This is a genomic window from Acidiphilium sp. PA, assembly GCF_026191915.1.
Taxonomy (GTDB): Bacteria; Pseudomonadota; Alphaproteobacteria; order Acetobacterales; family Acetobacteraceae; genus Acidiphilium.
In genome coordinates this window covers 1-20829 of record NZ_JAIMBY010000033.1, presented here as the reverse complement: position 1 = coordinate 20829, position 20829 = coordinate 1, and the positions used below count along the sequence as shown (strand labels likewise).

Sequence of the window (20829 nt, the reverse complement as noted above, 5' to 3'; positions counted from 1 at the left end):
CAGCGCATCACGGTCCTTGACCAGACAGGTCACCGCCTTGTCGTACTTCAAGCCATATTTCTCGACGAACTTTGTAATCGCCGCCTCGGCCGCCGCACGATCCGGCGCCGTCCAGATTTCACGTAGATCGGCTTTGGTGGCCGGTTGGAGGACTTTCGGCATCTTGTTCAGCACATTGGCGGTTTTGTGGACCGTGCAGCGCTGATGGCATGTCCTCGGCCAGACCTCCTCAATCGCCTTCCAGAAGCCGAGCGCCCCGTCCCCGGTGGCGACCTGCGGTGCGATGGTCAGACCCCGGGCCTTCAGATCGACGAGCAGTTCGTGCCAGCTCTGCGCACTTTCCCGCATGCCCACCTGAAAACCGATCAACTCTTTCCGGCCCTCGGGGGTGGCGCCGATCAGCACCAGCATGCACTCTGCCTGCGGTTCCATCCGTGCCTGTAAATACACTCCATCCGCCCAGATGTAGACGTAACGCCGGGCTGAAAGATCCCGCCGCTGCCAGCGCTTGAAGTCGGATTCCCATTCGCCGCGCAATCGGGCAACTACCGAGGGCGAGAGGTTTGGCGCATCTTTCCCCAACAACGCCCCCAATGCATCTTGGAAATCACCCATCGAAATACCGCGCAGATAAAGGATGGGCAGCAACGCATCCAGGCTCCGGGTCCGACGCCCCCAGGGCGGCAAAAGGGCCGAGGTGAAATAAATGCGCTCATTGCCCGCTTCCGCCCCGCGGTCGCGCAGCTTCACGCGCTGCACCGCGACCGGACCAATCCCGGTCTGGATTTCCCTCACCGGACCCAGACCGTGCCGCACAACGCGGTCGCGGCCGTCAGCCAGCCTTTCACCCTTCATCGCGGCCAGGAACGCCTCAGCATCCGCCTCGATTGCCTGGGCCGCCAGCCGACGGGCTCCGCCCCTCAGGATCGCCGTCAGCGGATCCTCAACGTCGCCGGGCTTGCGGAAGGGAAGAATAGTGCTATCGCTCGTCACAGGCGTATCGCTGCTTCAAGAGCTTCGGGCAGGCTTCCCCTCGCTTCGATACGCCACCTTTCTCACCAAGCCATCACCTAATTTCGGCCATAGCTCGCTCAAACGCCGAGTCTGGTGGTTGAACTCACCCGGAGATTACGCCACCCAGAATTTCCACACACTTCACGACGCTACCGACTCTATTTTATTATATAAAAATGACTTCTGTCGCAATAATGTGCACATGTAATTTCCAGAGTCGCATAACGACAAATCTTTGACTCTTTAGTGCAGGGTGATTAGTTCCTGTTCCACGATTCGCCTGCGCTCTGGATCCAAGTTTTGAACCCGAACCTGCTTCAGGAGCGTGACGGCCTTGCTCCAGTCTTCCTTCACACCCGCGCCAGAAATATAAGCTATTGCCAGGGCTATCATTGCATCCTGGTCATGTTGACGGGCCGCGACCCTCCACCAAATGACCGCTCGGTGGTCGTCGCGCGTGACGCCATCACCACGAGCATACAAAGCACCTAGATTAAACCCAGCTGAGGAAGACCCGGCTAATGCCATCCGTCTTAAAGCTGATCGTCCCGCTCTTGCTTGGTTTGCGGTTGTCGGTTCCGTTGCTTCCAAAAGTGCGCTGTCCACCAGCGCCGGCTGATCGCCGAGTTTTGCTGCACGTTGTAACCAATGCAGGGCACGTGGGCGACTGAGTTTAACCCCCACGCCACGACGGTATAATTCAGCTAATTCGCGCGCGGCCACGGCGTCACCCCCCTCGGCAGCACGACGTAACCAATACACACGTTCTTGAGCCGGAGATATTCCCGCCGACCGCGGATTAGGCAGCGAAGCCACCACTCGTTGTGCGACTGGCAGTCCCCGTCCGGCCGCGACCCTGTACCAGTGGAGCGCTTCCGGTACGTTCATCTTAACACCTTGGCCGGTCTGGAACATCATCGCGAGGTAGTATGCGCCTTGCGCTGACCCGTGGGTGGCAGCAAGACGATATTCGCTCGCGGCACGCGTCAGGCTTTTTCGAACTCCCATTCCCTGATAATACATCGTGCCAAGATTTACACGCGCTTGAACATAACCCTGGGCCGTCGCATCCTTAAACCCTCGGCGCGCAAGATAGGCGTTCGCTGTAATGCCTCTCCCAAACAGATAAGCCTCAGCTAGCCCAAAGGACGCCGGCCCATATCCGTTTTGGGCCGCCCTGCGATAAAGTTCCACAGCTAGCGCGGCACTGGCGGGAGATCGTCCGAAATAGAAGTTCCCCAACTGCGTCGCAGTCTGTGGTGACGTCGTTAAAACCAAAGCACCAGAGAGCGTTTCTGGCGGACCGAATCCCGCATGGATTTGTTTTGTCATCGACCAGATATGGATCAAATCCGATAGCGCTATCCTGTCTCCGTCTTTTGCGGCCTCCGTCAACCAAAAGACGGCGGCCTCTAGGGACGGAGTGTCCGAGGATGTAGTTGCATTCAATTCACCCATGAGGCGCTGAGATACAACATCCCCCTGCAAGGCGGCGAGGTGAAGCCAGTGCATGGCATCGTCAACCGACGACGAACTGCGGTCATCCAAGCTAATAATTCCGAGATCCCGCTGGGCAAGCCGATTTCCATCATGTGCCCCTTGATGAAGCCAGTACCATGCCCGTGAACGACCCGGTGCACCCGGAGCTTGAAGGTATTCAACGATCCCCAAGAACGTCTCCGCTCTGGCGTAACCACGCACTGCGGCACTTCGAAGATACCCGATGCCGCGAGATTGATCCTGGGAAACGCCCACCCCATCATAGTAGGCTTCGCCTAGATAAAATTCCCCGACCGGATCTCCACGCGACGCCGCTGCACGGTAAATCTGAATTTCGTGAGCCCCTAAAGCGGACTCCGGTACTTCTTTAGACGACCGAAGATCAGCAACGGCGTGACCAGTACTGGAATCAGCTGTCGGCAATCCGTTGCGAAAGTCAATTGTAACAAATTGTGGTGCTCTGCCGACGCTACTAGCGATCGACACGCCTGAAACATGGACTAGCAGCGCCGCTGAAAGAATGCCAATTCTTATCATCTGTGTCCTAAATCCACTACGCGCTTCAGTTGGAGGGTCGAACCACCTCAGCATCGCCACTACGAAACCCAATCCCAAGTTCTTCGAACCTTACCAAGCGTTACCGTAGCGCATAACGGTCGCCAGAGTAACAGGAACACACCTGGGATTGTATCTTTTGCCTGTGCCCAACTGCCCCAGTTTAACGACCCGGGCCGTTCTGCGGCGGCTCCGCCCCGCGGTCGCGCAGCTTCACACGCTGCACCGCGACCGGACCAATCCCGGTCTGGATTTCCCTCACCGGACCCAGACCGTGCCGCACAACGCGGTCGCGGCCGTCAGCCAGCCTTTCACCCTTCATCGCGGTCAGAAACGCCTCAGCCTCCGCCTCGATTGCCTGGGCCAGCAGCCGACGGGCTCCGTCCCTCAGGATCGCCGTCAGCGGATCCTCAACGTCTCCGGGCTTGCGGAAGGGAATAATAGTACTATCGCTCGTCATAGGCGTATCGCTCCTTCAAGAGGTTCAGGCAGGCTTCCACCCGCCTCGATACGCCACCTTTCTCACCATGCCATCACCCAATTTCGGCCATAGCTCGTCAGCCCGAGACCGCGGCGATGTTGTTCTGGTCGCTGCTCGCATCCGGACAGATCACCATGCGAAAAGTCGACGGCTGGCCCAGCCTCGGAGAGCCACCCGCCTCAATGTATCTTGATCTTGTTGCCTGACCTCGTCATGTTTCCCAAACCAGAGACGCCCCCAAAGGCAATTTCCACACACTCCGAGACGCCACCAACTCTCGCCACCCCACTCATTGGCTCACAGTCGAGCGACTTTAAAAATACACGCCGGAGTTGAACGAAATCGAACCCATCCGGCCCTATCTCAAGATGCATCACGTTGCCCGCTAGACCTTCGTCGATGTCGAAGCCATTAACCTAGCCATCCATAACTCTGTCGAGACCCTAAATTCAAAGCGCAAGCACATTCCTTGGGTTGCTCAACGAATCTCTGCTTAGGTTCGGCGGCCCGTCGACCAACCGATTGCATACTGACTGTTTAGAATTTCACGATCCGGAAGTACCTTGATGCCGTCAAAGATCGCCGATATTAAACATGTCTGTAAAATCTTTAATCTCGGTGGACCGATGTCGATTAGAATTTCCATCACGGCTCAGGGCCAAGTCACGTTTCGGCGGGCCTTACGTCAGCATATGGGCATAAAACCCGGTCAGAAAATTGATGTGGCGCTGCTCCCGAATGGTAGAATTGAGCTCCGTCCGATCACTGATTCACCACGCATAAAGAAAGTCCGGGGGGCTTTATGGCGGCCAGGACTGCCGCTAGTCTCGGTTCTGGACGTGCAGCATGCGATTAATCGTAGGCGCTCATGAGACTCGCACTTGATACAGGTGCGCTGATCAAATATCTAACTTGGGATCAGAAAACAGAGAATAACGCCGCTGTAAGTATAATCGAATCAGCAGATACGATTATAATTCCAACTATAGTTCTATGCGAAACGGTTGGAATATTAAAAGATCTTTATGGTGTCCTGGAACAAAATATTATAGGGATTTTGCAAGATTTGACCACTATGCCCTCTGTTGAGATTGATCGTCAGCTTGTCGAGGCGGGCCTCAGTCTCCTTAGATCTGGTGGTGACTTCACTCTAGGAGTTATCCTGGCAGAAGCCGATCGAGCCAAAGCTGATCATTTCGGTTCTTTAGACCAAACAATTGCGCATTTATCTAAAAATTTTTACCTTTTATCAGAAAAAGATGTTTAGTTTTTATCTAGACGCAAGAGCTTCATCGGCATTGGCGACCTGAAGCGCGGCCAGTAGTCGCCACAAAAGTAGTGAACTACCGCTGGGGGCATTGATTTCGCGCGCCTCGACCATGGTGAGGAATAAATGTTCCGGCCCCTCCGCGTCCCGCGCCACGGTGGTGTAACCTGACGTCTGGAAATTCATTTTGGGTTGGGAGTTGGTGCCCTTGCCGGGGCATGCCCCGGCAAGGACTGTTCATTCTGGTATTCCATGCAGTTGTTCACACCAACATAGAGACCGATGAATGGACGCCAAAAAGGATACGATTATCGAGGCACTTTTGGAACATCTGATCGAAAACGGCGCAGGCGATATCGCCACGGTGTTTGCCAGGATCTTCGAACTCGCCATGCAGATCGAGCGCGAACGCTTCCTCCACGCCACTCACTACGAGCGCAACCCCGATCGTCAGAGCCCGGATCTGAATGGTAGTGCGGCTATCGGTTGCGTGTGATTTTCCGTGTGAGCAGGCGGATATGGGCGAGGAAGAGCCATGCGGTGGCGCTGGTAACGGTGGCCTCGAAATCCTTTGCAAGACGTCGGCATCTGCCGAGCCAGGCGAAGGTTCTCTCCACGACCCAGCGTCGCGGCAGGAGTTCGAACCCGCTGGCGGTGTCGGAGCGCTTGACGATCTGTATGGTCCATTTGCCGATTTTGGCGAGGCGTCCATTGAGTTTGGGACCGGCATAGCCGCCGTCGGCGAACACGTGCCGCAACCAGGGATACAGGGATTTGACCGATTTGAGCACGTCGGGCGCCCCATCCCGATCCTGAATGCCGGCATGATGAACGACGGCGCCGACGAGGTGGCCGATTGTATCGGTGATGATGTGGCGCTTGCGTCCCTTGATCTTCTTTCCGGCATCGAACCCGCGCGGCCCGCCGGCTTCGGTGGTCTTGACCGACTGGCTGTCGATCACGCCGGCTGTGGGCGACGCCTCCCGTCCGGCTATCTCCCGCGCCTGCATGACCAGGACGTGATTGATGCGATCAAATGTGCCGTCGCGACAGAAGCGTAACCATCCGGTCTGAGCCGCCTGCCGCTACGGGAAGAAGCCGCTCATAAGAGCGCTGCTATGAGCTGATTCATATGCAGGGAGCTGTGGCGGATGGAGATCATCACGGGGACTGAGCGCCGGCGTCGCTGGCGGGATGAGGACAAGCTTCGGATTGTCGCGGAAGCTGAGGCACCGGATTCTGTATTTGCCTTGGTGGCACGGCGGCACGAGATTTCGCGAGGGCAGTTGTGGAAATGGCGCGGGCAGGTTCGGCGCGGTGAGTTGGCGCCGGTGCGGGTGGAGCCTGAGTTCATTCCGGTCCGCGTGATGGCGAGTGCGGCGCTGTCGATGCCGCGGGCATTGGGCAAATCAGCGGCAGTAAACGAGTCTGGCGGCGAGCCGGTACCTCAAAGCCGAGCGACGCGATCCGATGCGAGCCGGATTGAGATCGTGCTGCCGGACGGCACCTGTGTTCGGGTTGATGACGGGGTTGGGATCGCCGCATTGCGCTGGGTGATGGCGGCGGTGCGGCGATGATCCCGGTCTCGCCCAGTGTGCGGATCTGGCTGGCGTCGGGGCATACGGATATGCGCCGTTATGCGGCGCACATGATTATGTAGAGTCCCAAGCGGCGATGCTGACCTTATCGAATGATTTCAGCGTGATGGGCTATTTCAATCGTGACGAGATCTCAGCATAATCTAGGCTATCTCCAGCGCCAATCCGGCGCTCGGAGAGAAGCTATGAATATCGTTGCAAGGCCGGCCAGGGTACCACGGACCATGGAGGCCGGCGAACTTGACCCGTGGGTCGCTGCATTCGCCGACGAGCTTAGATCGCTGGGCCACACGACCCTGACTGTTGAGGGTTACACGGGTTGCGCTCGCCATTTTGCGGCTTGGCTCGCGATTGACAACATCGGGCTCGGTGTTGTCAGTGATGAGTCGTTTAGTCGCTTCAAGACGCACCGTTGCCGATGTGGCGGGTATCGGCCTGCCACGCCACGCTCGGGCAAGTATCTGAGGCGCGTTCATCGCTTCATCGACTTTCTCGCGCGACGCGGCGTTATCACACTGTTGGACAAAGTGGTTGCCGCCGCAGTCGATCCGCGCGTCCGCGATTACCAAGATTGGCTCACGCGCAATCGAGGCATTTGCGGGCGGACAGCAGCGCGGCATGGCAGGATGGTCACGCGCCTGCTTCTCTCGTTGGGGACCGAACCCCACGCATATGATCCAGCCAGGATCAAGATGGCCATCCTACAGGAAGCCGAGTGTTGCTCTGCGCCGTACGTCAAGACAATGACCACTGCCCTGCGCGGATACCTGCGCTTTCTGGCTTCCGCCGATCTCTGTCGGCCGGGTCTTGAACACGCCGTGCCGCTCATTCCCCAATGGCGACTCTCATCATTGCCGCGCTATCTGTCGCCCGATCAGGTCGAGCGGCTGGTTGCTTCTTGTGACCTTCATACCGGGCGGGGCGTCCGCGATCGAGCTATTCTGCTCCTCCTCGCGCGTTTGGGACTGCGCGCAGGCGACATTCTCGAGATGTGCCTGGGGGACATCGATTGGTCTTCAGCGACGTTGCGGGTGAAGGGCAAGGGACGCCGCGAGACCCGCCTGCCCATGCCCCAAGACGCCGGCGACGCAGTACTCGGCTATCTCGGTGGGGCGCGCCCTTTGGTCGATAGTAACCGCCTATTCTTAAGGTCAAATGCGCCATTTCGGCCTTTCGCATCGTCCCCGACGGTTTCCCACATCGTAGCCGTGGCTTTGAAGCGTGCCGGCATCGACGATCCCCCATCACACGGTGCCAACCTGCTACGTCACTCGGCGGCGACCCACATGCTCCGCGGCGGCGCCACTCTCCAGTCGGTTGGGGCCGTTTTGCGCCACAGGTCTTTGAACACCACGACCGTCTACGCCAAGGTTGATCTGAACATGCTGATGCAGGTCGCGCAGCCCTGGCCGAGAGACGTGGCATGCTGAGCGATGATCTTTCGCGCCATGTGAGGCTTCATGAGGCTCTGGGCTTCAAATTCCGGACGCAGCGCATACTGCTGCGAATGTTCGTGGCTTACGCGGAGCGCCACGACGACAAGTTTATCAAGACCAATCGGGTGATCGCATGGACAGTCGAGGCGCCCTCACCCGAGCAGCGACGCAACCGGCTTCTTACGGTGCGTCGGTTTGCGATCGCCATGCACGCCGAGGACAGTGGCCACGAGGTGCCCGCCGTTGATGCGCTCGGTCGGGGCCTCTTTCGGCGGACAAAGCCATACATTTATTCCGCCGCGGAGATTCGTAAATTGATGGAGGAGGCGGCTTCGCTTGGTCCCGCCGCCACGCTTCGGCCGCTTACATACGTCACGCTGCTCGGCTTGCTCGCCTCGACCGGTATGCGGATATCGGAAGCTCTCGCTTTGCGGCTCTCCGATGTCACCGACGACGGATTGATCATCAATAAGACCAAGTTCAAGAAGAGCAGACTTATTCCGCTCCATCCCACGACTCGCGCCGCGATTGATCGATATCTCTCGGCTCGCTTGCCGATCAGCACGTGCGCCGCTGTCCTGTTCGTATCCAACGCCGGAACTCCGCTTTGCTATAATACCGCCGGCGCGTTATTCCGCCAGATCTCGCGCAAGGTCGGGTTGCGGGGCGGCCCGGGTCAGTCGGGGCCGCGCATCCACGACCTGAGACATAGCTTCGCCGTGAGGTCGCTCGAACATTGTCCATGCAATGACGACGCTGTATCGCGCCACATCCTCGCTCTCAGCACCTATCTCGGTCACGCCCACGTCAGCGATACCTACTGGTATCTTCAGGCCACGCCCGGCCTGATGGCACAGATCGCCGATGCCGGTGAAGACTTCGGCCGGACAGGTGCGATATGACCGCGCTCGCACCACCCCTGTCCCAGTTCCTCGGCGAGCACCTACCGCGCGATCAGGGCGCCAGTCCTCACACCTGTGACGCTTATGCGTACAGTTTTCAACTTCTAGTGACATTCGCGGCGCAGCGACTTCACAAGACGCCGTCGCGGTTGGAGGTCGAGGACGTCGGTGTACCGATGATCCTGGCATTCCTCGATCACATCGAACAGGATCGCGGCAACACGGCGCGATCACGCAATGCTCGATTGGCGGCGATCCGGTCGTTCTTCAGATTCATCGAGTATCGTGTGCCAGCCTGTCTCGATCAATCGCTTCGGGTCCGCGCGATCCCGATGAAGAAAACCGACGAAGCGTTGGTCGCTTCGCTGACACGGGAGGAGATTCAGGCTCTGGTTGACGCGCCTGATCCCAAGACTCTATCCGGCACCCGAGATCGTGCGATGCTCCATCTCGCCTTTGCGGCTGGACTGCGCGTCTCGGAGTTGGTCGGATTACGCCTCGATCAACTCGATCTGCAAAATCCTTGTACGATCCACGTGATCGGCAAAGGTCGGCGCGAGCGCGTGCTTCCGCTGTGGAAGGAGAGCGTGGTTGCGCTCCGGGCCTGGCTTGCTGTCCGTCAACAGCGGCAAGATGGGGCACTATTTCTCAACGCCGCCGGCCAGACCATGACCAGATCCGGTTTCGAATATATCCTCGGCAAGCATGTGGCCACGGCCGCCCTGCGCCTCCCCTCCGTCGCGACCAAGCGCGTGACACCTCATGTTCTGCGGCATAGTTGCGCAATGCATATGCTGCAGGCCACGCAAGATATTCGAAAAGTGGCGCTGTGGCTGGGCCATGCCAGCCTCCAAAGTACCGAGGCCTACCTGCGCGCAGACCCTACGGAAAAGCTCGAAGCCTTGGGTGCCGCAGGCGGACCGACACTACAGCCAGGCAAGTTCAGACCGCCGGACAAGGTTATCGCCATGATCACGGGGCAGCGCCACCACCAAAAATTATGCTGAGCAAAGGGGGCCGACTTCTTGACGGTCCCCGCATCGCCGCTTGGGACTCTACATAATCATGTGCGCCGCATAACGGCGCATATCCGTATGCCCCGACGCCAGCCAGATCCGCACACTGGGCGAGACCGGGATCATCGCCGCACCGCCGCCATCACCCGGCGCAATGCGGCGATCCCAACCCCATCATCAACCCGAACACAGGTGCCATGCGGCAGGACGATCTCAATCCGGCTCGCATCGGATCGCGCCGACCGCATCTGCGGCACCGGATCGGCGCTGGCGTGGTTCGCCGCCACTGATTTGCCAGACGCCTGCGGCATCGACAGCGCCGCACTCGGCATCACCCGCACCGGAATGAATTCTGGCGCCATCGGCGCCGGCGTCAATTCACCGCGCCGAACCTGCCCCCGCCACTTCCACAATTGCCCCCTCGAAATATCGTGCCGCCGCGCAACCAACGCAAACACCGCGCCCGGCGCCTCAGCCTCCGCAACAATCCGCAGCTTGTCTTCATCCCGCCAGCGACGCCGGCGTTCCGCTCCGGTGATGATCTCCATCCGCCAAACGCTCCCTGCCTATGACTCAGCTCATAGCAGCGCTCTTATGGACGCCTCCTCCCGGTAGCGGCAGGCGGCTCAAACCGGATGGATACCGGCGAACATGAGCCACAGGCATTTCTGAGTACCGATATCGCCGCTACACCTGCGACAATCCTGCAATGGTTCGTCTTCCGTTGGCGGGTCGAGACAACCTTCCAGGAGGTACGCGCTCATCTCGGCGTCGAAACCCAGCGTCAGTGGTCGGACCTCGCCATCCTGCGAACCAACCCGGTCCTGGTCGGACTATTCTCGATGATCACCGTTTGGGCCAGCGCATTGGCGGCGTCCGACCACCAACTCCTCCGACCCCATTCCGCCTCGTGGTACAACAAAAATGAGCCAACCTTCACCGACGCAATCGCCGCCGTCCGCCGCGTCCTATGGTCACCACCGGATTTTTCGATGTCCCGGACAATGACCGATGCCGTCATAATACCAACACGCTTGCTAAAACGACTCCTGCAGACTCTATCGCTCGCCGCATGAAATGCGGAAAGTCGAGCTAAGGCTCACGTCCTAAAGATAGATCCAGAAGCACAATGCGATGCCGATTAGCACCCAAGATGCGAGTCCCAATACGAGCGCCAGAATGATACCTTTGGCCGTCCCGAGTTGATCAATCACATCGTCATCATTACGGTATTCAGGAGTGCTGGCCCGCTCGGCGTGTGGATCTGGTGTGGTGCCAGCCTGGCTAGGCCAGCGTAACATCGCGATCAAGAAGCCGTTGGTGTAATTTTTCCGACCAGGCCGCCTTCGATCATGCAAAGCGTCCGTCGATGGGAATTCCCCCTCGTTGTCGCCATTTCCGGAGCGCATTACATCCACCCTATCGAAGTTTGGTCATTTGGGAGACGAACACCTCCAACGTTACCCCAGACGTCGAATCCAGGTGGCTTTTCTGATGCGAGGCAATATCCCGCGATGCCCTCCCCAGCGCTACACGCATATCGCCGGCACGAAGACTCCTCGTCCAAACATCGAGATCACGCGAGATATCCGACCGGTCGATGATTTCGAGCATGTACATGTCCGCCAAATTTAATCAAAAGGGTAGAAAACCAACAATTAGTACAATTACCGATTGTGTCAAACAACATAATTCATCCGCAGGTTTTTGCGTCCAAAGAATGCTAGAGAAGGCTGATCTCGCCATTTAATGGGACAGTGGAATATTTATTTCGGGACTAATCAGATCGCGGCAAACTACTTAGTGTACGCGGCGGCCATGTTGGAAATGACGCGGCCCAATATACGTAGATTCCGAGTCTAGCGACGTGCGCCATCAGTGATACAAAGGCTTCATAACGACAGGGGGCAAGCCTTCCGGACAAAAGCGGGAGCAACACATAATAGCGACACGCCTGTGAATGGTGCACCAGCGTTGGTATTTAGGGGCACTGCGGGTGGTTTTATTCGCCAATTGTCCGTTGGGGCAAGACAAATTCTTATTGATCGTGATTTTCCCCGGTCGATGGCGTCAACCACCGCTTCATCACCGAGCATATCTCGTCGAACCAGAAACTCAAAGCTGAGATTCCATTTCGAATCGGTTCATCAACGTGCCAACCTTCGTAGCAGGATGACGCTGGACGCGGCGTAGAGGAAGGCTTCGACGCTCTCGATCGTGGCCTCGAAGTCCTTCGCGAGCCGCCGGTTTCGGTTGATCCAGGCGAAGAACCGCTCGACCACCCACCGCCGGGCGATGACGGCGAAGCCGACTTGGTTGTCGGCCTTGCGCACCACCTCGATGCGGATCGAGCTGGCCTCGGCGACCCGGGCACCGGCGTAGCCGCCGTCGGCATATCCCAGCGTCACGAAGGGCCAACTCGGACGCGACGCCCGTAGCAGCGGCACTGCCCCGTCTCGGTCCTGAATGTCGGCGGAGTGGGCCTGAAGCTTGAGCGCCCGACCGTCCGTGTCGACCATGGCGTGGCGCTTGCGCCCCTTGATCTTCTTGCCGGCGTCATAGCCGCGGATGCCGCCGCTCTCGGTCGTCTTGACGCTCTGACTATCGATCACGGCGGCTGTCGGGCTCGCTTCGCGGCCAGCCCGCTCGCGGTCGAGCATAACCAGGTAGTGGTTGATCCGCTCCCAGGTACCGTCGTCGCGGAACCGTGCAAACCAGCGATAAACCGTGGGGGCGGGCGGGAAATCCTTGGGCAGCAGGCTCCAAGCGATGCCGCCGCGCAGGACGTATAATATTGCATTGACGATCTGTCGCATCTCCCACTTGCGCGGGCAGCCGCACGAACGCGGGGGAGGCAAAAACGGTGAAAGGATCGCCCACTCTGCATCGGTGACGTCACTTCCATAACGTAGGCCTGCGCGGCTATGCTGCGCGCGGGTGGTCGGCGTCCACATGTGATCTCCAACAAGGCTTCGAACACCTGCATGGAATCACATCGGGTCCGGCCATCCAACCCCGCGCCGAAAACGTTCCGCGTTGATTCCGAAATGGCCTCTCAGAGCGCTCTTAAAGATCTGATCGAAGCGAGATCCGGCATCGAAACCGCCCTCACCACCGCCGCCATCGAGATGGCGGCGGCGGTGCGGGACCTTGACGAGGCAACTTCCGAACTGGCGGCGTCCGGCGGTTCGCCCGTTGAGGACGATGGCCGCGTTGTCCGGTTCGGCGTGACGATCGCGACAATCCAGCGGAGTGATCACGCGACACGGCACCGGCTTGCCAATCAGGCCCACGAAGAACATCTAGAATCGCTCTCACACCGCTTGCGCGACCTCAACCCGTGGTTTGGCGACATCGCAACGCTCCTTGCGATGTCTGTGCCTGGCAGCGGTGAAATTGAGCAGTTCAAGCACGCGCGCGCCGCTGCCGAGGCCGAACGGCGGATCCATGCGGCAAGTGTCGCGCGGTTGACCAGTGAGCACCGCCGCCGCGCCGCAGAACTTGAAGCGCTTGGCACCATCCCGGGGGTCGTCCCGGATCAAGCGGTCAGCCGTAGTCGCGCCGCGCGGGACGAAGCCTGGGTCACGCATCGCCGCGTGCTCGACGCGACCAGTGCCGATGCCTTCGAAACAGCGCTGCGTCAGGACGATGCGCTGCTCAGCGATCGCCACACCCATGGTGCCGAGGTTGCGAAGCGGCGCCAGGCAGAGCGAGATGTGGCGATCCTGGCAGCGGATCTGCGATCTGCAATTGAACAGTCCGAAGGTGCCAGCGTCGCACTTGCCGAGGTCGAGGCCGATATCGCGGCAGCGATCGCGCGGCGGACGCCAGGGCTGCCTGCAGATGCGACGATCGAGCAGTGGGAAGAATTCATACACCGCCGCTCTAAGGCGGTCGAAGCCTCCGAACGGGCCGCCGCCCAGCAACGCCTCATGGCAAACGCAGCGACCGATGGCGACATTGCCCTATCCCGGCTGATGGCAGCGTTCGATACAGCCGTGATCCCCTACGACCGAACGGCCGCGTTCGAGGAACTGCTCACGGCGGCAAACCTCGTAATCGAACGCGAAACCGAGGTGAAGGGCCTGCGCAGCGCGGTCAGAAAAGCGACCAAGACCCTCGCGGAGCGTCAGAGTCAGGCCGCGTTGGCGCAGCAGCGCGACTCCAATTGGTGCGTTGCCTGGGCAACGGCCTGCGCCAGTTGCTGGTTGGGAGCAGACGGACAGGTACCGTCGCTGGCCGAGGTGCGCACGATCCTCGCCGACCTCGGGGATTTGCCCGCCGCACTGCTGCTGCGAGCGGGGTTGCGCAGCCGGATTGTCGCGATGGAGCACGACCAAGCCGACTTCAATGCCGGGATCGCGTCGATCGCGGGGGCTCTGGACATCGCGCACGAGTCGCGACCCGCCCTGGAGACAGCGGCTGCAATCGACCGAATGATCGAGGTGGCGACTCATGCCCAAGCCGAGCATGCGAAGCTGACGCGTCAACACGACGCGGCATGCCGCCAACAGCGGGAATTCCAACGCGCCCTCGACGAGCACCAGAAACGCAAAGCCAAAATGACAACGCATTTCGGGGTCGACACGCTCCACGATGTCGGGCTGATGCTTGAGCGTCTCGCGACACGGCGTGCGCTACAGGATCAGGCAGACCAAGCCATCGCCGATATCCTTAACCTGCTCACGCTTCCGTCGATCGAGGCGGCGGAGGTAGCGCTCGACCCGTTCGACCGGATTGCGCTTGAAACAGAAGCCGAGGACCTCGCCGCCCGTTTTGACGACTGCGATCAACAGACCCGGACATTGTCAACCGCCTACACCCTCGCGCGCGACCGGATCGACGCGATCGGAGGTGATGACGCGGTGGCCCGGATCGAGTCCAAGCGCCGCACGTTAAACCTTGAAATCGACGCCAAAGCGACCGGCTATCTGCGCCTGCGCATCGGTATCGCCGCCGCCGAACAGGCGCTGCGTCTCTACCGCGATCGTCACCGTAGCTCCATGATGCAGAACGCCTCCGCCGCTTTTGCGACGATCAGCCGCGGCGCCTACGCGCGGCTCGATACCCAAGTCGAAAAGGATCGCGAAGTGCTGGTCGCGATCGGCGCCGAAAGCGGATCGAAACTCGCATCAGAACTATCGAAAGGCACCCGCTTTCAGCTTTATTTGGCTCTGCGTGTGGCGGGCTACCATGAATTCGCGCGTACCCGCCCTTCGCTCCCGTTCATCGCGGACGACATCATGGAAACCTTCGACGATTTCCGCGCCGAAGAAACGTTTCGCCTATTCGCCGACATGGCAGCGGTAGGACAGGTGATCTATCTGACTCACCATCGGCACCTTATCCAGATCGCCCGACGGATCTGCCCAGATATACACGTCCATACCCTCGCCTGAATCCACTGGTGCGCAACGCTGCTTTGCCTTCGCCCAATGCGGAATCCAATTCCCGCCTCATGATCCGAGACTACCTTGTGGCAACTTGATCACCCGATCCGCTCCGCTTATTCGGCCGCGGGCCAGAAGGCGGCAGTTTGCGTCCCAAATCCGTCCCACTCCAAAATTACTGAGGATGATCTTCCATGATGTTTTGTGATTTTAAACCATTGATTTCAATCTATTTATTTTGTGATAGTCAACGGGATATAGAGTTTTAATCGCCTTGACATGGCGGGGGTCACAGGTTCAATCCCTGTCGCGCCCACCAGATTTTCCAAAGTGAATACAATCACTTATCAGGAAATCTGGCCCCGCCCCATCTTAGCTCGTTGCCGATTCGGGTAAATTTTATCCTGTTTCGAGCCGGCACATCCACTTGGCCAGGTGACGCCCCGGTGCGGACCATGTGCCTGCGGGCACCGGCAGGGGCGCTGTTCTCAAGCGCCCCAAGCCCATCGGCGGCCACGTCAAGCCCTTCATCGGACGTCATGCTATCAGCGACCGGCGGTATTTTTCAAACAGCGGTAGCACGGCGTATAATGCCCGGGCCGCCTCGCGCGGCGCGCTGATACTGCCGAAGCGCCGTCAATCACCCATTTCAGGTGCTGCGGAAGCCTCTTTTGTTCGGAAACCCATTGTGGCGCTTGCGACGGCACACACCATCGCGAGCATCAGAAAACCCAGGCTCGCGAGCATAAGCGTCGGCCGGACGCCTAATACCGCTCCCGAGCCTGCGCCGATCAACGCACCGATCGGCATCGCAATACCGATCATGCTTATGACCGTGCCAATCACTTGGCCCATTGATTCCGGCGGCGTCCGGGACTGTACCGCGGTCATGAACGCGACATTGATGGTACTGGCTGATATCGACACCATCACGAGCGAGATGCCAAACCCGATCGCGACCATGTCGTGCGAGCCATGCAACATACTCATCGCCCCTCGCGCCAGAAACGTCAGGCACAGGCCACCGGCCAGCAGGAGTGGAGTGGAGACGCGCGACATCATGGCGCCCGATGCGACCGATCCTAAAAACGCACCCAAACCGCCCACAGTGAACGCGAGTGCAAACAATCGGGGTGAGACTCCCAGATGGCCCACGATGAAGACGGCCTCAAGCCCGGCACACACCGCCGTAAAGCCGCGGGCGGCCACCGCGACCCAGACCAGCGTCGCGAGCGCGCGATCGGCGCTGACAATCTGCAACCCTTCGGTAAGCCGGGCCCATGCTGTGGCAGGGCGGCGCGGCGCCGCTGTAGGCACTGCCGGCAACTCTGGTAGAAACATCAGCAAAACTGCCGCGATTGCAAATGTCAGCGCGGCCGCACCCACGACCCAAGGGCCACTCAACCGTGTCAAAAGAGCAGCCAGGAGCGCGGGCCCGACCACGGCGGCAACCGACATCACCGCTGACAAGAGGCCGTTGGCACGCCCCAGTGCAGTCGGTTCGACCAGACGCGGGAGCGCGCTCATCAACGCGATATCATCGGCCGCTACCAGACCTGCCGACAAAAAGCTCACCACGATCAAAACCCCGAGCGACAGAAGATGCGCCTGCTGCGCAAGCGGCACCACCGGCAGGAGCAATGCGGCGGCGGCGTTGACGAACACCAGAACTCTCCGCTTGGCGATGCGGTCGATCATTCTTCCAGCGAAAGTGCCGCAGAGAGCCGGGGATGCAAACCCTGCAGCCACGAGCAGCCCAACCTTGGTCGTCGACGCGCCAAACGATGAAACGGCGATCAGCGGTATGACCAGGTAGACTACTCGTGCTCCGATAGACGCTATTGTCTCACCCGTCAGCAGGACAATAAAACTTCTCGGAAAGTTTTTCATAATTTATTATTTTAATTCTTTATACTGCATATATTCAAAATAGGAGGGACAGGCGATCGAATTATCGTGTCTGTCCGCTCCATAAAAATCCTATTTGATTATTAGAAAAAATGCCAACGCATGGTCTGTCTCCTTATGTTAGTTAGAAAATATGTCGGTTCCACCAGGTACATCGGTTTGGTCCCGACAAAACGAACGAATGACCGAAGGTAGCACTGGAAACCGTTTTCACAGTATTCATGAGTACGATACGATCACAAATTCATGCTAGAAGAGTATCGATTGATCGTCCAGCCAGAATACGCCGCGATGGACAGTTTGCGCAGATTTCTCGCGGGTAACGGCTTTCAACCGGTTCGCCAAGGGCGGCCAGGGTGATGTTCGCGTGTGTCAAAGCGTCACCATTGCGATCATGGCTGTGCAACCGTGTAAAGAAATCCTTGCGACAACGTACTGGCCGCGACGGCTACGCCGCGCCATGTCGTCAATGCTGCGCGGGCCTTCGCCCTTCAGCGCCGCCGGCGGGCTTGCGATGGAAGCACGCCGAACGTCTGCTTATACATCCTGGCAAAGCGCCCGGGATTCGAAAACTGATACTTGAGCGCGACGTCCAGCAACGAGACGGAATAACCCTGCTGCTGGATTTCCTGATGAGCAAGCTCGAGACGGATTTTGCGTAATTCCTGAAGCGGGCTGCTTTGGCGAAACTTCTGGAAGGCAGCCTGCAGCGCGCGAACGCTGGTGCCCGCGGCTGCGGCGATCATCTCCAGTGTTAACGGCAGGTGCGCGTGGGCGCGCATGTACGCTTCCGCGCGGCGCACGCTTGAAGGGGCAGCGGTCGGCGCCGCGCGCTCCAGCAGATGTGAGTAGGAATGACGCTGGGTGATGAGCAGCGCGCGGATCAGCAGATCCTCGAGCGGATTGACGCTTTGGCTTTGCGACAGCAGGGAGCCCGGTATGGCCAGCTCCTGCTCGATGAAACCCGCGATCCGCGCAACGCTGGCGCCAGGCTCTTCGGTCAGGGAAAATGCGGCATCGAAACTGAAATCATCCGCGATCTCCCGCTCGGTAAGAGCGCCCAGAATCGCGGCGATACGCGCACGGGGCAGGTCGAAGGCGAGGCCCATATGCTCGTCGCTGATCGCAACGCGCATGTCCGGACGTTCGCGATAGAGCACACCAATGCCGGGACCCCATTCCCCCTCGTTGGCCCGACCCGTTCCCTCCACGCGGAGTGCACCCTGGCGTCTGAAGCCGAAGGTGTAGATCGACTCATCCGGGGCTTTTACCACCATCGCGAGACCACGCTTGACGACATTGGCGGAGAGTCTGGTCCCACCAACGGTGCCGGCGGCAACCGCGATGGCGAAATCCGACGGGTCCTGCTGAAAACCCCGCCGGTCGACCGGTTCAAAGTGCCGGGGATGGCTGGCCTGATCGCCGGGTGCGCCGGATGCAAGTTTCTCATTGATGGAATACGCGCTGCCAATGACGAGAGCGCGGCCCGATTCGAAAAGCGGTGATTGCGCCTGCAACGACGATACCAACCGCGGATTGCTGCCGCCACTCATGGGCCCTCGTTCCGCCCACGATATCTGTCCAATAAAAAACTTTCGTCGCCCAATACTTTAATCCTTACAATTTGACGATAAACATAGGGGGCGGATGCATGAAAGAGACAACTCTACGTCATCACGGAGTTTTGAACATCAATTCTTGCGAGTCATTCAGAAATTTAATGTTGCTTACTCAGGTGGCGAGCCGCTCGCAGTCAGGAAACTTGTCGTCTTACGCAGATGACCAGTGAACTATGATCAAATTATCTAACATAACTGGCGGTAGACTTGCTTCAACAGACGGCGGGATCAGGCGATCGCCCCTCCAATTGATCGTCTGGCCCGATACGACTGGTTGATCGGGCTTGCTCCGCGCTTTGCATGATCCGCGATTAGGCGCCGGATGGTGCATGCAATCATACCCGTTGCGAAAACTGCACGTTGGGCCATCCCTCCCTGTGCACCGGCCGGAGCGCCAGCGCCGGTTCGCCGCCCGACCGTAACGGTGGCTGACGTTCATTACTTTGAAAATGTCTATTTTCCGCTCATTGATCGAGAACAGACGTCTGCGCCTTGACATGCGGGCGGGCACCGGTTCAATCCGGCGCGCGCCCACCAGACTTTTTTCCGAAGCGAACGTATCATTTGATCAGGTCGTCAGGCCCCGCCCCGCAAATCCGACGTCGGCCGGCTGACCTCGATGTCACGCCACCTCATCACCCAAGGGAGTCCAACATCACCATGCGTGCCCTGATCGTTGAGCGCAAAAATGTCCTCTCGCTCCGTGACATCGACCTGCCCGACACGCTCGGGCCGCGCGACGTGCGCATCGCCATCGACACGGTCGGCATCTGCGCGAGCGACGTGCATTATTACACGCATGGCCGCATCGGCTCTTACGTCGTCAACGAGCCCATGGTGCTCGGCCACGAAGCCGCCGGCACCATCACCGAAATCGGCGCCGAAGTGCACAATTTCGCCCCCGGCGATCGCGTCTGCATGGAGCCCGGCGTTCCCGACGGGAATTCCCGCGCCGCCAAACTCGGCATCTACAACGTCGATCCCGCCGTGCGGTTCTGGGCGACGCCGCCGGTTCACGGCGTCTTGACCGCCTCGGTCGTCCATCCCGCCGCCTACACCTATAAATTGCCCGACAACGTCAGCTTCGCGGAAGGCGCCATGATCGAACCCTTCGCCATCGGCATGCAGGCGGCCACACGCGCCCGCATCGTCCCCGGCGATGTCGCCGCGGTGATCGGCGCCGGCACCATCGGCATCATGGTGGCGCTGGCCGCGCTGGCCGGTGGCTGTTCGCGCGTACTGATCGCCGATTTCAGCGCGGAAAAACTCACCATCGCCGGCCGGTATTCCGGCATCACACCGGTCAATATCGCGACCGAACCATTCCGCGCCGCCGTCGCGCGCGAAACCGCCGGCTGGGGCGCCGATGTCGTGTTCGAGGCGAGCGGCAGCGCCAAAGCCTATGGCGACATCATCGACCTCGCCCGCCCCGGCGGTGCGTTGGTGCTGGTTGGTCTGCCGGTCGATCCGGTGACGTTCGCGGTGCCCGAAGCCATCGCCAAGGAACTCCGTATCGAGACGGTGTTTCGCTATGCCAACGTGTTCGACCGTGCGCTGGCCCTGGTCGCCGCCGGCAAGGTTGATCTGAAACCGTTGGTCAGCGCAACCTTCCCCTTCGAAGACGCCATTGCAGCCTTCGAACGCGCCGCCGCCGGACGCCCGACCGACATCAAACTACAAATCCGCATCCCGGCGTGACGGCGCGGTAAACCGGGCGGGACGATACGCCGCGCCGGCACCCTTGCCGTCAGCGCACAATGCGGGAATGCTGCCGCACTGGCTGCCGGTGATCTGCGCGATCGAGGCGCTGGCGACCGGCGTTATGGGGCTCGGCACGACAGCGCCCGATTGATCGGCACATTCGGGGCGGCATCGAGGTGACGAACCGCGTTGATGTCTATTTAGTTACGATATCGTAACGAAATGGGCGTGCATCAGCCCCGTGGGCCTTTGCGCCACATTTTTTTGGCGTCGAACGAGGGCACGAAAGGGTGGTGCCAGGGGGGGACGGGCGGTGGCGGTGGGCCGAGGATGTCGCGGAGTTGTTCCGGGGTGAAGTCGATGCTGCCGTCGGGGTTGACTTTGTATTGGGCCATGAAGTCGGGCTGGCGCCTGGGGCGGGGGCGTTTGGGGCGGGGGGTGG

Annotated in this window: 19 protein-coding genes and 3 pseudogenes; 9 read left to right on the top strand and 13 right to left on the bottom strand. The window is 59.5% G+C overall.

The window, feature by feature from the left end:
* The 3 genes and pseudogenes from AruPA_RS19750 to AruPA_RS19740 all read right to left on the bottom strand — a co-directional run.
* Positions 1–1050 (bottom strand): annotated as a pseudogene (locus AruPA_RS19750) (IS256 family transposase); the annotation flags it as partial.
* Between the two features lie 207 nt (positions 1051–1257).
* Positions 1258–3051, bottom strand: coding sequence for a tetratricopeptide repeat protein (locus AruPA_RS19745; protein ID WP_265638474.1), 1794 nt, complete (start codon positions 3049–3051; stop codon positions 1258–1260).
* 211 nt (positions 3052–3262) lie between these two features.
* Positions 3263–3529, bottom strand: a pseudogene (locus AruPA_RS19740) (IS256 family transposase); the annotation flags it as partial.
* A gap of 889 nt (positions 3530–4418) precedes the next feature.
* On the opposite strand from AruPA_RS19740, the gene AruPA_RS19735 reads away from it, so the two are divergent.
* On the top strand, positions 4419–4817 hold the full coding sequence (locus AruPA_RS19735) for a PIN domain-containing protein (protein ID WP_265638473.1): 399 nt from the start codon (positions 4419–4421) through the stop codon (positions 4815–4817).
* 3 nt (positions 4818–4820) lie between these two features.
* On the opposite strand, the gene AruPA_RS19730 is transcribed toward AruPA_RS19735, so the two are convergent.
* Positions 4821–5003 (bottom strand): hypothetical protein, encoded by a 183-nt coding sequence (locus tag AruPA_RS19730; protein ID WP_265638472.1) that lies wholly within the window; start codon positions 5001–5003, stop codon positions 4821–4823.
* Positions 5004–5103: 100 nt separating this feature from the next.
* Between AruPA_RS19730 and AruPA_RS19725 the strand changes: the two genes are divergently transcribed.
* Entirely contained in the window at positions 5104–5313 is a 210-nt protein-coding gene (locus AruPA_RS19725) for a hypothetical protein (protein ID WP_265638471.1), read from the top strand.
* Here AruPA_RS19725 and AruPA_RS19720 read toward each other — a convergent pair.
* A pseudogene (locus tag AruPA_RS19720) lies at positions 5297–5869 on the bottom strand (IS5 family transposase); the annotation flags it as partial. The gene AruPA_RS19725 and the pseudogene AruPA_RS19720 overlap by 17 nt on opposite strands.
* 99 nt (positions 5870–5968) lie before the next feature.
* Between AruPA_RS19720 and tnpA (AruPA_RS19715) the strand changes: the two are divergent.
* From tnpA (AruPA_RS19715) to AruPA_RS19700, 4 genes are all read left to right on the top strand, one after another.
* Entirely contained in the window at positions 5969–6394 is a 426-nt protein-coding gene (gene tnpA, locus AruPA_RS19715; RefSeq protein WP_265638470.1) for an IS66-like element accessory protein TnpA, read from the top strand.
* 206 nt (positions 6395–6600) lie between these two features.
* Positions 6601–7845 (top strand): tyrosine-type recombinase/integrase, encoded by a 1245-nt coding sequence (locus tag AruPA_RS19710; protein ID WP_265638469.1) that lies wholly within the window; start codon positions 6601–6603, stop codon positions 7843–7845.
* On the top strand, positions 7839–8753 hold the full coding sequence (locus tag AruPA_RS19705) for a tyrosine-type recombinase/integrase (RefSeq protein WP_265638467.1): 915 nt from the start codon (positions 7839–7841) through the stop codon (positions 8751–8753). The genes AruPA_RS19710 and AruPA_RS19705 overlap by 7 nt, the downstream gene beginning before the upstream one ends.
* Entirely contained in the window at positions 8750–9760 is a 1011-nt protein-coding gene (locus AruPA_RS19700; protein WP_265638466.1) for a tyrosine-type recombinase/integrase, read from the top strand. Before AruPA_RS19705 ends, AruPA_RS19700 begins: the two co-directional genes overlap by 4 nt.
* Positions 9761–9891: 131 nt before the next feature.
* Here the strand turns inward: AruPA_RS19700 and tnpA (AruPA_RS19695) are convergent, their stop codons facing one another.
* Entirely contained in the window at positions 9892–10317 is a 426-nt protein-coding gene (tnpA, locus tag AruPA_RS19695; protein WP_265638465.1) for an IS66-like element accessory protein TnpA, read from the bottom strand.
* An 87-nt stretch (positions 10318–10404) separates the two neighbouring features.
* Here tnpA (AruPA_RS19695) and AruPA_RS19690 point away from each other — a divergent pair, with 87 nt between their 5' ends.
* Positions 10405–10845, top strand: a complete 441-nt coding sequence (locus AruPA_RS19690) for a hypothetical protein (RefSeq protein ID WP_265638464.1) — start codon at positions 10405–10407, stop codon at positions 10843–10845.
* A 30-nt stretch (positions 10846–10875) separates the two neighbouring features.
* Here the strand turns inward: AruPA_RS19690 and AruPA_RS19685 are convergent, their stop codons facing one another.
* The 3 genes from AruPA_RS19685 to AruPA_RS19675 form a co-directional block, all read right to left on the bottom strand.
* Positions 10876–11079: a hypothetical protein gene (locus AruPA_RS19685; RefSeq protein ID WP_265638463.1), complete on the bottom strand. Its 204-nt coding sequence runs from the start codon at positions 11077–11079 to the stop codon at positions 10876–10878.
* Between the two features lie 837 nt (positions 11080–11916).
* A complete protein-coding gene (locus AruPA_RS19680; protein WP_265638462.1) occupies positions 11917–12723 on the bottom strand; it encodes an IS5 family transposase in 807 nt (268 codons plus the stop codon).
* Between the two features lie 36 nt (positions 12724–12759).
* Complete coding sequence (locus AruPA_RS19675; RefSeq protein WP_265638461.1) at positions 12760–13071, bottom strand: hypothetical protein; 312 nt, start codon at positions 13069–13071, stop codon at positions 12760–12762.
* 21 nt (positions 13072–13092) lie between these two features.
* Here AruPA_RS19675 and AruPA_RS19670 point away from each other — a divergent pair, with 21 nt between their 5' ends.
* Complete coding sequence (locus tag AruPA_RS19670) at positions 13093–15168, top strand: ATP-binding protein (RefSeq protein WP_265638460.1); 2076 nt, start codon at positions 13093–13095, stop codon at positions 15166–15168.
* A 627-nt stretch (positions 15169–15795) separates the two neighbouring features.
* Here AruPA_RS19670 and AruPA_RS19665 read toward each other — a convergent pair.
* Complete coding sequence (locus tag AruPA_RS19665) at positions 15796–17049, bottom strand: MFS transporter (RefSeq protein ID WP_265638459.1); 1254 nt, start codon at positions 17047–17049, stop codon at positions 15796–15798.
* Positions 17050–17558: 509 nt separating this feature from the next.
* On the bottom strand, positions 17559–18620 hold the full coding sequence (locus tag AruPA_RS19660; protein WP_265638458.1) for an AraC family transcriptional regulator: 1062 nt from the start codon (positions 18618–18620) through the stop codon (positions 17559–17561).
* A gap of 726 nt (positions 18621–19346) precedes the next feature.
* Between AruPA_RS19660 and AruPA_RS19655 the strand changes: the two genes are divergently transcribed.
* The gene (locus AruPA_RS19655) at positions 19347–20384 is read left to right on the top strand and encodes an NAD(P)-dependent alcohol dehydrogenase (RefSeq protein WP_265638457.1); all 1038 of its coding nucleotides are present in this window, start codon (positions 19347–19349) and stop codon (positions 20382–20384) included.
* Here AruPA_RS19655 and AruPA_RS19650 read toward each other — a convergent pair.
* On the bottom strand, positions 20361–20522 hold the full coding sequence (locus tag AruPA_RS19650) for a hypothetical protein (RefSeq protein ID WP_265638456.1): 162 nt from the start codon (positions 20520–20522) through the stop codon (positions 20361–20363). The two genes, AruPA_RS19655 and AruPA_RS19650, sit on opposite strands and share 24 nt — an antisense overlap.
* 98 nt (positions 20523–20620) lie before the next feature.
* On the bottom strand, positions 20621–20829 hold a 209-nt coding region (locus tag AruPA_RS19645), incomplete at its 5' end, for a hypothetical protein (protein WP_265638455.1).

What these genes read in the sequence shown, in the direction of transcription:
- AruPA_RS19745 (WP_265638474.1), bottom strand. Translation starts at nt 3,051, where the DNA reads ATGATAAGAATTGGCATTCTTTCAGCGGCGCTGCTAGTCCATGTTTCA.
- AruPA_RS19735 (WP_265638473.1), top strand. Translation starts at nt 4,419, where the DNA reads ATGAGACTCGCACTTGATACAGGTGCGCTGATCAAATATCTAACTTGG.
- AruPA_RS19730 (WP_265638472.1), bottom strand. Translation starts at nt 5,003, where the DNA reads ATGAATTTCCAGACGTCAGGTTACACCACCGTGGCGCGGGACGCGGAG.
- AruPA_RS19725 (WP_265638471.1), top strand. Translation starts at nt 5,104, where the DNA reads ATGGACGCCAAAAAGGATACGATTATCGAGGCACTTTTGGAACATCTG.
- tnpA (WP_265638470.1), top strand. Translation starts at nt 5,969, where the DNA reads ATGGAGATCATCACGGGGACTGAGCGCCGGCGTCGCTGGCGGGATGAG.
- AruPA_RS19710 (WP_265638469.1), top strand. Translation starts at nt 6,601, where the DNA reads ATGAATATCGTTGCAAGGCCGGCCAGGGTACCACGGACCATGGAGGCC.
- AruPA_RS19705 (WP_265638467.1), top strand. Translation starts at nt 7,839, where the DNA reads ATGCTGAGCGATGATCTTTCGCGCCATGTGAGGCTTCATGAGGCTCTG.
- AruPA_RS19700 (WP_265638466.1), top strand. Translation starts at nt 8,750, where the DNA reads ATGACCGCGCTCGCACCACCCCTGTCCCAGTTCCTCGGCGAGCACCTA.
- tnpA (WP_265638465.1), bottom strand. Translation starts at nt 10,317, where the DNA reads ATGGAGATCATCACCGGAGCGGAACGCCGGCGTCGCTGGCGGGATGAA.
- AruPA_RS19690 (WP_265638464.1), top strand. Translation starts at nt 10,405, where the DNA reads ATGGATACCGGCGAACATGAGCCACAGGCATTTCTGAGTACCGATATC.
- AruPA_RS19680 (WP_265638462.1), bottom strand. Translation starts at nt 12,723, where the DNA reads ATGTGGACGCCGACCACCCGCGCGCAGCATAGCCGCGCAGGCCTACGT.
- AruPA_RS19675 (WP_265638461.1), bottom strand. Translation starts at nt 13,071, where the DNA reads ATGTTCTTCGTGGGCCTGATTGGCAAGCCGGTGCCGTGTCGCGTGATC.
- AruPA_RS19665 (WP_265638459.1), bottom strand. Translation starts at nt 17,049, where the DNA reads ATGAAAAACTTTCCGAGAAGTTTTATTGTCCTGCTGACGGGTGAGACA.
- AruPA_RS19660 (WP_265638458.1), bottom strand. Translation starts at nt 18,620, where the DNA reads ATGAGTGGCGGCAGCAATCCGCGGTTGGTATCGTCGTTGCAGGCGCAA.
- AruPA_RS19655 (WP_265638457.1), top strand. Translation starts at nt 19,347, where the DNA reads ATGCGTGCCCTGATCGTTGAGCGCAAAAATGTCCTCTCGCTCCGTGAC.